Source organism: Bradyrhizobium sp. CSA112, from assembly GCF_029051645.1.
Taxonomy (GTDB): domain Bacteria; phylum Pseudomonadota; class Alphaproteobacteria; order Rhizobiales; family Xanthobacteraceae; genus Bradyrhizobium.
The window spans coordinates 1-381 of sequence record NZ_JAACFS010000174.1 but is presented as its reverse complement, the minus strand read 5'-3'; the positions used below and the strand labels follow the sequence as shown (position 1 = coordinate 381).

Genomic DNA, 381 nt, shown 5'->3' with positions numbered 1-381 from the left:
GAACCGCACTCGCTCGCTTTGTTGACCTGATTTTTGGGTCATATCGAGCGGAATTATCCGTTTTTTGCCTTATGCGAAAAACATATGCTTTTCTTCGATGAAGTCATATAGCCCTACCGCGCTGCGCCAGCGCCTCGCCTTCGGCCCGGCCGCCTCCCATGCCGCCGCGCTGTGGCCCGGCATCCTCGTGTGCGCCGTGATCGCGCTCGCCGCCACGTTCATCGCCGAACACCACGGCGGCCCGCAACTGCTTTATGCATTGCTGATCGGGCTGGCGTGCAACTTCCTGGCGAACGTGCCGCGCGTGTCGGCGGGTGTGGCGGCCTGTGCACGCACGGGGCTGCGCTGCGGCGTGGCGCTGCTGGGCGCGCGCATCACGGT

General features: G+C 64.3%; 1 protein-coding gene. It reads left to right on the top strand.

Translation table 11 applies throughout. From position 1 onward, the window contains the following. Positions 1-97: 97 nt before the first annotated feature. The coding region (locus tag GWE18_RS42195; protein WP_275191345.1) for a putative sulfate exporter family transporter at positions 98-381 on the top strand (284 nt) is incomplete at its 3' end.